The sequence below is a fragment of the Kitasatospora sp. MY 5-36 genome (assembly GCF_001182915.1).
Lineage (GTDB): Bacteria > Actinomycetota > Actinomycetes > Streptomycetales > Streptomycetaceae > Kitasatospora.
In genome coordinates, this window is the sequence record NZ_LFVW01000445.1 from 1 (window position 1) to 6,149 (window position 6,149).

7 protein-coding genes are annotated in these 6,149 nt (G+C 73.4%); 4 read left to right on the forward strand and 3 right to left on the reverse strand.

Annotated features, from left to right (window positions below):
• The coding region (locus tag AE652_RS26175) for an alpha/beta fold hydrolase (RefSeq protein ID WP_053112255.1) at positions 1–612 on the reverse strand (612 nt) is incomplete at its 3' end.
• Positions 613–705: 93 nt separating this feature from the next.
• Here AE652_RS26175 and AE652_RS26180 point away from each other — a divergent pair.
• Positions 706–1,710, forward strand: coding sequence for an ABC transporter ATP-binding protein (locus AE652_RS26180; RefSeq protein WP_049655738.1), 1,005 nt, complete (start codon positions 706–708; stop codon positions 1,708–1,710).
• Position 1,711: 1 nt separating this feature from the next.
• On the forward strand, positions 1,712–2,479 hold the full coding sequence (locus AE652_RS26185) for an ABC transporter permease subunit (protein WP_049655741.1): 768 nt from the start codon (positions 1,712–1,714) through the stop codon (positions 2,477–2,479).
• A gap of 20 nt (positions 2,480–2,499) precedes the next feature.
• Here the strand turns inward: AE652_RS26185 and AE652_RS26190 are convergent, their stop codons facing one another.
• Positions 2,500–2,823, reverse strand: a complete 324-nt coding sequence (locus AE652_RS26190; protein ID WP_049655743.1) for a hypothetical protein — start codon at positions 2,821–2,823, stop codon at positions 2,500–2,502.
• A gap of 390 nt (positions 2,824–3,213) precedes the next feature.
• Between AE652_RS26190 and AE652_RS26195 the strand changes: the two genes are divergently transcribed.
• The gene (locus AE652_RS26195) at positions 3,214–4,362 is read left to right on the forward strand and encodes an LLM class flavin-dependent oxidoreductase (RefSeq protein WP_049655749.1); all 1,149 of its coding nucleotides are present in this window, start codon (positions 3,214–3,216) and stop codon (positions 4,360–4,362) included.
• 89 nt (positions 4,363–4,451) lie between these two features.
• Here AE652_RS26195 and AE652_RS26200 read toward each other — a convergent pair whose 3' ends face one another.
• Positions 4,452–4,844: an SCO5389 family protein gene (locus AE652_RS26200; protein WP_030282024.1), complete on the reverse strand. Its 393-nt coding sequence runs from the start codon at positions 4,842–4,844 to the stop codon at positions 4,452–4,454.
• A 480-nt stretch (positions 4,845–5,324) separates the two neighbouring features.
• Here AE652_RS26200 and nucS point away from each other — a divergent pair, with 480 nt between their 5' ends.
• A complete protein-coding gene (gene nucS / locus AE652_RS26205) occupies positions 5,325–5,984 on the forward strand; it encodes an endonuclease NucS (RefSeq protein WP_049655746.1) in 660 nt (219 codons plus the stop codon).
• The last annotated feature ends 165 nt before the right edge of the window (positions 5,985–6,149 follow it).

The window sequence follows — 6,149 nt, forward strand, 5'->3', positions numbered from 1 at the left end:
CGGCACCGGCAGGCCGGCCAGCACGTCCAGGGAGTCCGGGCGGGCCGCCATGGCCCGCTGGGCCCAGGCGACGGAGGCCGGCGACGCGGCGGCGACCATCGCCTCCACCCGCTCCACCAGGTGCTGCGAGTCCGGCCCGAGCTGCCCGGCCGCGACCCGCTCGTCCAGCAGCAGCCGCACGCTGTCCCGCGCGGTGACGGCGGCGGCCACCCGCTCCCGGTTGGCCCGGACCGCGTCGGTGTCGGCGGTGGCCCGGGTGTTGGCGAGCAGCAGGCCGGCCAGCCGGTCGGGGTGGCGGCGGGCCAGGGCCAGCGCCGCGTAGCCGCCCATGGAGAGCCCGGCGACCACCGCGCGTTCGATTCCGGCGGCGTCCAGCAGCAGCGCGAGGTCGTCCGCGACCAGGTCCAGCGAGGGCTCGTCGTCGCCCAGCCCGGTGCCGCCGAACCCCCGCTGGTCGGGGGCGAGCACCCGCGCTTCGTCCCCGGTCAGGCCGGGCAGCGCGTCCAGCTGGGACGACCACATCGAGGCGTTCAGAGGAAAGGCGTGCAGCAGCAGGAGTGGTGTTCCGGTACCGCTCTCGCGGACCGACACTGCGGAGGGGAGCTGGGTCATGCCACCAACCTATTCCGGCACGCCCGGCGGGCCCACTCAGCGGGCCGCGATACCCCCTTTGTCCTAGCCTGACAAAGACCTGAGGGAGCGCGAATGATCGAGTTGCACGACCTGACAAAACGTTACGGCAAGACCCTCGCGGTGGACCGCCTCAGCTTCCAGGTCCCCCAGGGCGTGGTGACCGGCTTCCTCGGCCCCAACGGCGCCGGCAAGTCCACCACCATGCGCATGATCCTCGACCTCGACCGCCCGACCTCCGGCCGGGTCACCATCGACGGCAAGCGCTACGGCCAGCTCAGCGAGCCGCTCAAGTACATCGGCGCGCTGCTGGAGGCCAAGGCCGTCCACCCCGGCCGCACCGCCCGCGACCACCTGCTCTGGCTCGCCCAGAGCAACCGCATCCCCGAGCGCCGGGTCGACGAGGTGCTCGCCCTGGTCGGCCTCACCCCGGTGGCCCGCAAGCGGGCCCGCGGCTTCTCGCTCGGCATGGGCCAGCGCCTGGGCATCGCCTCCGCGCTGCTCGGCGACCCGGAGATCGTCATGTTCGACGAGCCGGTCAACGGCCTGGACCCGGAGGGCATCCTCTGGATCCGCAACCTGATGAAGCGCCTCGCCGGCGAGGGCCGGACGGTCTTCGTCTCCTCCCACCTGATGAGCGAGATGGCCGTCACCGCCGACCACCTGGTGGTCATCGGCCGGGGCCGGCTGCTCGCCGACCTGCCGATGCCGGAGTTCATCCGGCGCAACTCCCGCTCCGCCGTACGGCTGCGCGGCCCGGAGCCCGAGCGGCTGCTCGACGTGCTGGCCCGGGCCGGCCTGCGGCACGAACCCGGTCCGGACGGCTCCTACGAGGTGGTCGACGGGGACATCGCCCGGCTCGGCGAGCTGTTCGCCGGCCAGGGCGTGGTGCTGCACGAGCTCAGCCCGCAGCAGGCCTCGCTGGAGGAGGCCTTCATGCAGATGACGGCCGACTCGGTGGAGTACCACGCGGGCGACGGCCCGGGCCTGGACGCGGCCGGCGCGCCCACCGAGTGGGGCGCCGGCTGGAAGGCGGACGGCGCCCCGCAGAACACCACGGCACGGCAGGAGGAGAACTGAGATGGCGTCCTTCCCGGCGGTCCTGCGCTCCGAGTGGACGAAGATCCGCAGCGTCCGCTCGACGGTCTGGACGCTCGCGCTGACCTTCGTCGTCACGGTCGGCATCGGCGCGCTGCTGTCCCTGCTCACCAACAACAACTTCACCGAGTTCCGCCGCGGCGACCAGTCCCCGTTCGACGCCACCGGGACGTCCTTCTCCGGCATCATGCTCGGCGAGCTGGCGATCATCGTCTTCGGGGTGCTGGCGATCGGCAACGAGTACAGCAGCGGCATGGTCCGGGTCACCCTGGCCGCCGTCCCGCAGCGCGGCACCCTGCTCACCGGCAAGGCGGTGGTGCTCGGCGCGCTGGCCCTCGCGGTCTCGCTGGTGACGGCCTTCGCCACCTTCTTCGCCGGCCAGGCGCTGCTCGGCGCGCACTCCACCACGATCGGCGAACCGAACGTGCTGCGGGCGGTGTTCGGGGCGGCGCTGTACCTGACGCTGCTCTGCCTGTTCTCGGCGGGCGTCACCACGATGCTGCACAACCAGACGCTCGCGCTCGGCGTGCTGGTGCCGTTCTTCTTCCTGCTCTCGCCGATCCTCTCGGCGGTGCCGAAGGTCAAGACCCTGGCCCACTACTTCCCCGACTACGCGGGCTCCCGGATGCTGCTGGTGTACGAGCAGCACGGCCAGCCGTACGGGCCGTGGACCGGCTTCCTGATCTGCCTCGCCTGGACGGCGGCGGCGCTGGTCGGCGGCGCGCTGGTGCTCAAGAAGCGCGACGCGTAGCCGTCCCGGCGGCCCGGCCGTCAGTACCGCGGAGCGCCGCGGCCCCGCAGCAGGTTGGAGGCCCGGCGCTCCCGCGCTCCCCAGCAGGCGCGGTGCCAGTGCCGCCGGTCGTCCACGCCCGCGCCGTGCATCGGCCAGGCCACCACGTGGCCCGTCCCCGGCGGGATCTCCTGGTCGCAGCCCGGGCAGCGGTAGAACCGTCCGGCCGTCCCGGCGACCGTCTGGACCACCCAGTCGTCGCCCTGGTAGCTCTCGGTGCGGCGCAGCGAACCGCCGAGCGGGGCGGCCGGTTCTGCGCTCTCGTGGGGGGCGGCGCTCTTGATCCGGTTGCGGCGCGGCGACACGGCGGACTCCCTCTCCTGCTGGCCTCTGGGTCGTTCCAGCCTACGGCCGCCCGGGGCCCCGTACGGCCACTACCACGGCTCCGTCCGGCACTTCGGCGTTTTTGCCGAGATCCACCCGATCATCGGGGAAATTCGGGGTTCGGCGTGCCATTGGCACATGACATCCGATACCCACAGGGGGAGAAGGCGGGGCCCGCAGACCCTGCGCGCACCCGAGGAGGCCCCACGATGAGCAAGACCAGCGCCCGAGCCGAGAGCGGCCGGCCCGTCGGGGTCCGGTCACCCGCCCCCGGCCCGACGCTGACCTCCGTCCCCCCGGTGACGGCCGTCGCGGGCGAGCCGCTGCCGGCCACCCAGTGGGCCGGCGCGCTGCCGCCGGCCACCGGTCCGGTGCGGGTCGGCCTGTTCCTGCTGTCCGCGCAGTTCCCCGGGCAGAGCCACGGCGAGGCGCTGGAGCGCACCGTCCACTCCGCCGTCGAGGCCGAACGCGCGGGCCTGGACAGCGTCTGGCTGGCCGAGCACCACTTCGTGCCGTACGGGGTGTGCCCGGACGCCGCCACGCTGGCCGGGCTGCTGCTCGGCCGCACCCGCCGGATCGGCGTCGGCACGGCGGTCAGCGTGCTCTCCACCCGCCACCCGGTGGGGCTCGGCGAGCAGGCCGCGCTGCTGCACCTCACCTCCGGCGGACGGTTCACGCTCGGGGTGGGCCGCGGCGGCCCGTGGATCGACCTGGACGTGTTCGGCGGCGGCGTGGACGCCTTCGAGAACGGCTTCCCGGAGCGGCTGGACCTGCTGCTGCGCTGGCTGCGCGGCTCCCGGGTGGGCGCGGACGGCCCGCAGTTCGCCTTCCCCGAGGTCGCGGTGGTGCCGCGGGCCACCGAGCCGGTGCGGCGGCCCGGCCTGAGCAGCTGGCTCGGCCTGGGCCAGCGGTCCGGCCCGGTGCGCTTCCCGCGCCAGCGCCGGGACGACGGGGGCCTCGGCGAGGAGCTCACCGCCTCCGGGCGGCCGGTGTCAGGCCCGCCCGTGGTGGTCGCCTGCACCTCGCCGGGCGGGGTGCGGATGGCCGCCGAGCGCGGCCTGCCGATGCTGCTCGGCATGCACTCCGGGGACGAGGACAAGCTGCGGATGCTGGAGCTCTACCGGTCCGCCTGGCTGGCCGCCGGGCGGTCCGAGGAGCAGCTGCGCCGGATCGGCCGCCGGCACGTCGCGGCCGGGGTGGCCCAGGTCGACGACCGGGCCGCGGCGGCCCGGTCCACGCTGCTGAACGCGATGCCCGGCTGGTTCGAGTACGGGCTCGGCGCCCACCGCACCGTGGACGGCCGAGAGCGCAGGATGCGCGACCCGCGCCAGTACACCGAGCTGCTCTGCGACCTGCACGCGGTGGGCACCCCGCGGCAGTGCGCCGACCGGCTGCTGGCCACCGCCGAACGCACCGGCATCCGGCGCTTCGCCCTGCTCGCCGAGGGCAGCGGCGACGAGGAGACGACCCTGCACAACATCGCCCGGCTCGGCTCCGAGGTGCTGCCGCAACTGGGCTGAGCCCCGTACGGGTCACGGGCCCGGGCCGCCGCCCCTCCCCCCGCACCGGGGAACGGGGCGGCCGGCGCCGCGGCACCGCGGGAAGGCGATCAGCAGTCCCGCAGCTCCTCGGACTGGTTGAGCAGCTGCTCCCGGACCGAGGTGAAGCGGTCGTACCGCGCCGCGTTGGCCTCCGACGGCAGGAACACCGCGACCCGGTGACAGTTCTGGAACGCCAGCCGGACCCCGAAGTGGCGCTGCAGGGCGCCCCGGATGGCGTCGCTGGCAAGGGCGCGCAGCAGCTGGCCACGGGCCTGCTCGCTGGGCGGTGGCACCTGGTTGTCGGCGAAGTCGGTGCCGTCGACCTTCGCCTGGGCGACCAGCGAGCTGATCAGGTCCCAGGCGTACGGCAGCGAGACGCGGACGCAGTCGACGAATTCCCGCTCGTCGACCTCGCCCCGCTCGGCCTTCTCCAGCAGGGCCGGTGAGACGTCGAGCGACATGGATTCTCCTCTCGCGGTCCACCCGCGCGGCGCCCGGGTGGTCGTGCGTAGGTCAAGCTCACAGTGAGGGTGGTGGTTTCGCATGGGGCGTCCGGAACACCGAGGGACAGGGGTTTCCGGCGCCTTCGCGACGGCGGTGGCGCCACGGGACGTGACGTCCCGGACACCGAACGCGCTCACAACAGCGTGGCAGTCAACGGAGCGGCGGGCCCGTCATTCCTGTGGATTGCTTCGGAAACACAGTGCGGTGCACCAGATTGGCCGGATCCCGTCGGATCGTTCATCTGAAGTCTCCATCCCCGTTGACAGCGATCCCGCGAGCGTGTCGTCACACACCGTAGCGACCCGAGGGTGGGGGCGCCAGGCCTCGACGGGCGGTAGCCGGACCGCAGGACCTCAATGTTGGCCGGGTTCGCGCTTTCTTCACCCAGCCGTCGCGGAATCGCATCAACTGGCCCCGGTGGGCTAGCGTGGTCGACCGTGCGTCTCGTAATTGCCCGCTGCTCAGTCGACTATGCCGGTCGGCTCTCCGCCCATCTGCCCTCCGCCACCAGGCTGATCCTGGTCAAGGCCGACGGCAGCGTCAGCATCCACGCCGACGACCGCGCCTACAAGCCGCTCAACTGGATGTCCCCGCCGTGCGTCCTCAAGGAGGCCGACGGGGTCTGGACGGTGGAGAACAAGGCCGGCGAGAAGCTCATCATCACGCTGGAGGAGGTGCTGCACGACTCGTCCCACGAGCTCGGGGTCGACCCGGGCCTGATCAAGGACGGCGTGGAGGCACACCTCCAGGAGCTGCTCGCGGACCGGATGGAGGTGCTCGGTGCCGGCTGGTCGCTGATCCGCCGCGAGTACCCCACGGCGATCGGCCCGGTCGACATCCTCTGCCGCGACGCCGACGGCTCCACGGTGGCCGTCGAGATCAAGCGCCGCGGCGAGATCGACGGTGTCGAACAGCTCACCCGCTACCTCGAACTCCTCAACCGGGACCCGCTGCTGGCCCCGGTCAAGGGCGTCTTCGCCGCGCAGGAGATCAAGCCGCAGGCCCGCGTGCTGGCCACCGACCGCGGCATCGGCTGCGTGGTGCTGGACTACGACGAGCTGCGCGGCATCGACGACGACAAGCTCAAGCTGTTCTGACCGCTCACGGCGTCGTCGCGCTCGCCGTCCCGCTCGGGGTCGTCGGCGCCCCGGACGTGGGCGGCGGCGAGCTCGCGGTGGACGCCGGGGCCGACGCGCTGTGGCTCGCCGTCGGCGGCTGCGAGGGCTGCCCCGTCTGCTGGGGCGGCGGCGACTGACCCGGCG

Excerpts from the sequence above, each read along its gene's own strand:
- AE652_RS26200 (WP_030282024.1), bottom strand. The coding sequence starts at position 4,844 with ATGTCGCTCGACGTCTCACCGGCCCTGCTGGAGAAGGCCGAGCGGGGC.
- AE652_RS26180 (WP_049655738.1), top strand. The coding sequence starts at position 706 with ATGATCGAGTTGCACGACCTGACAAAACGTTACGGCAAGACCCTCGCG.
- AE652_RS26185 (WP_049655741.1), top strand. The coding sequence starts at position 1,712 with ATGGCGTCCTTCCCGGCGGTCCTGCGCTCCGAGTGGACGAAGATCCGC.